We start from the raw sequence: 3,211 nt of genomic DNA on the forward strand, positions 1-3,211 counted from the left end.
CGCGATGAAGCGCGCCGTGATGGGGGTGCCGTCGTAGTGCAGCAAGGAGGGCAGCTTGCCGGGATCGACGCCGCCCTCGGTGGTGATCAGGGTCTTGAGCTGGGCGTCGCGGTTCTGTTCCACCAGGAAGATGCGGTCGTGGGCGGCGATGAAGTCGAAGATCTCGTCGGCGAAGGGGAAGCCGCGGACGCGGAGGGCATCCAGCGGCAGGCCCTGGGCCTCCAGCATCTCCAGCGCCTCGTCCATGGCCGCCGAGGTGGAGCCGTAATAGATCACGCCGTCGCGGGTCCTGGCCGATGCATTGCGGATGACGGGCGCGGGGACGAGGGACTTGGCGGTCTCGAACTTGCGCAGCAGGCGCTCCATGTTGTCGACGTAGACGGAGCCCTCCTCCGAGTAGCGCGCATAGGGGTTTCGCGAGGTGCCGCGGGTGAAGTAGCCGCCCTTGGTGGGGTGGACGCCGGGATAGGTGCGGTAGGGGATGCCGTCGCCGTCCACATCCTTGTAGCGGCCGAACTCCTGGGTGGCGGCCTCCAGATCATCGTGGCTCATGACCTTGCCGCGATCGAGCTTGCGCGCATCGTCCCACTGGAAGGGTTTGGTCAGCCACTCGTTCATGCCGATGTCGAGGTCGAGCATGACGAAGATGGTGGTCTGCAGGCGGTCTGACAGGTCGAAGGCCAGCGCGCCCATCTCGAAGCATTCGCCGGGATCGGCGGGCAGCAGTAGCGGGTGTTTGGTGTCGCCGTGGCCGGAATAGGCGGCGGCCAGCAGGTCGGACTGCTGGGTGCGGGTGGGCATGCCGGTGGACGGGCCGCCGCGCTGGACGTCGAAGATCACCGCGGGGATCTCGGCGAAGTAGCTGAGGCCGATGAACTCGGTCATCAGCGAGATGCCGGGGCCGGAGGTGGCGGTGAAGGCGCGACAGCCGTTCCAGCCGGCGCCGATGACCATGCCGATGGAGGCGATCTCGTCCTCGCCCTGGATGATCGCATAGCGGTTCTTGCCGGTCTCCGGATCGACCCGCAGATCCTGGCAATAGCCGGTGAAGGCCTCGGCGAGCGAGGTGGACGGCGTGATCGGATACCAGGCGCAGACGGTGGCCCCGCCGTAGACGGCGCCCAGGGCGGCCGCCTCATTGCCCTCGACGTAGATCCGGTCGCCGACGCCATCGGCCCTGCGCACCTGCAGCGGCAGGGCCTTGAGGTAGGTCTCCACGTAGCTGTGGCCCATGGCCAGGGCCTCGACGTTGGCCTTGATCAGCCGGTCCTTGCCGGCGAAGTCCTCGGCCAGCAGCTCCTGGATCGCCTGGATGTCGATCCCCAGCAGGGCGGCGAGCGCGCCGACGTAGATGGTGTTCTTGAACAGCTGACGCTCGCGCGGCAGTTCGTAGGCCTCATTGCACATGGCCGTCAGCGGCACGCCGATGACGGTGATGTCGTCGCGGAAGCGGCTGGCGGGAATGGCCTTGGTGGAATCGTAGAACAGATAACCGCCGCTCTCGATCTCGGCGACGTCCCGGTCCCAGGTCTGGGGGTTCATGGCCACCATCAGGTCGACGCCGCCGCGACGGCCCAGATGGCCGGCCTCGGTAATCCGGACCTCGTACCAGGTCGGCAGCCCCTGGATGTTGGACGGGAAGATGTTGCGCGCGGCCACGGGAACGCCCATGCGCATGACCGAGCGGGCGAACAGGCCGTTGGCGCTGGCCGAGCCCGAGCCGTTGACGTTGGCGAACTTGACGACGAAGTCGTTGATGCGGAGTGGCTCAGGCATTGACGCCCTCCGCATGGGTCATCTCGAGGTAGAACTTCTGCATGTCCCAGGCGCCGGTGGGGCAGCGCTCGGCGCAGAGGCCGCAGTGCAGGCAGACGTCCTCGTCCTTGGCCATGATCCGGCCCGTCGGCAGCTTGCCGGAGAGGTAGAGATCCTGGGTCAGGTTCGTGGCCGGGGCCTTCAGGCGGGTGCGCAGGTCGGCTTCGTCGCCGTCCTCGGTGAAGGTGATGCAGTCCATCGGGCAGATGTCGACGCAGGCGTCACACTCGATGCAGAGCTTGTCGGCGAACACGGTCTGGACATCGCAGTTGAGGCACCGCTGCGCCTCGCCCAGCGCCAGTTCGCGGTCGAAGCCGAGTTCGACCTCCAGCCGGATATCCTTCAGCGCCTCGTGCTTGTCGCGCATGGGCACGCGGTAGCGATGGTCGTTGGAGACGTCGTTGTCGTAGCTCCACTCGTGGATGCCCATCTTCTGGCTGACCAGGGTGGCGCCGGGCGGCGGGCGGACCGAGACGTCGTCGCCCTGGCAGAACTTGTGGATCGAGACTGCGGCATCGTGGCCGTGGGCCACGGCCCAGATGATGTTCTTGGGCCCGAACGCCGCATCGCCGCCGAAGAAGACGCTGGGCAGGGTGGATTGGAAGCTGGCCTGATCCACCTTGGGCATGTGCCATTCGTCGAACTCGAGGCCGATGTCGGTTTCGATCCAGGGGAAGGCGTTTTCCTGGCCGACGGCCACCAGCACGTCGTCGCACTCATAGTGTTCGTCGGGTTGGCCGGAGGGGACCAGGGCCTTGCGCCCGCGCCCGTCGAGCCCCCACTCCACGACTTCAAACAGTACGCCGGTGAGCTTGCCGTTGTCGTGGGTGAAGGCCTTGGGGACGCGGAAGTTGAGGATCGGGATGTCCTCATGCATCGCGTCTTCTTTTTCCCAGGGCGAGGCCTTCATCTCCTCGAAGCCCGAGCGGACGATGACCCGGACGTGCTCGCCGCCCATCCGGCGCGAGGACCGGCAGCAGTCCATGGCGGTGTTGCCCCCGCCCAGGACGATCACCCGCTTGCCGATGGTCTCGATGTGGCCGAACGAGACCGAGGCCAGCCAGTCGATGCCGATGTGAATGTTGGCGGCGGCCTCCTTGCGGCCGGGCAGGTCCAGATCACGGCCACGCGGGGCGCCGGAGCCGACGAACACCGCGTCATAGCCCTCGCTCAGCAGCCCCTTCAGGCTGTCCACCCGCTGGCCCAGCCGCATGTCGATGCCGCCCAGGCCGGTGATGAAGCCGACTTCCTCGTCGATCACCTCTTCCGGCAGGCGGAAGCGGGGGATCTGGCTGCGGATCATGCCCGCCGAGCGGGTGTCGCCGTCAAAGATGGTCAGGTCGTAGCCCAGCGGCGCCAGATCGCGCGCCACGGTGAGCGAGGCGGGGCCGCAGCC

Annotated in this window: 2 protein-coding genes; both read right to left on the reverse strand. The window is 67.2% G+C overall.

All coding sequences use genetic code 11. The features are described from left to right. Positions 1-1,776: 2-oxoacid:acceptor oxidoreductase subunit alpha (locus tag ACIQ42_RS17450; RefSeq protein ID WP_397423499.1), on the reverse strand; the 1,776-nt coding region annotated here is incomplete at its 3' end. After that, positions 1,769-3,211 (reverse strand): FAD-dependent oxidoreductase (locus ACIQ42_RS17455; protein ID WP_397423500.1); only part of this gene is annotated, 1,443 nt, incomplete at its 5' end. The genes ACIQ42_RS17450 and ACIQ42_RS17455, both read right to left, overlap by 8 nt.

It is taken from the genome of Phenylobacterium sp. (assembly GCF_044372605.1).
GTDB lineage: Bacteria > Pseudomonadota > Alphaproteobacteria > Caulobacterales > Caulobacteraceae > Phenylobacterium.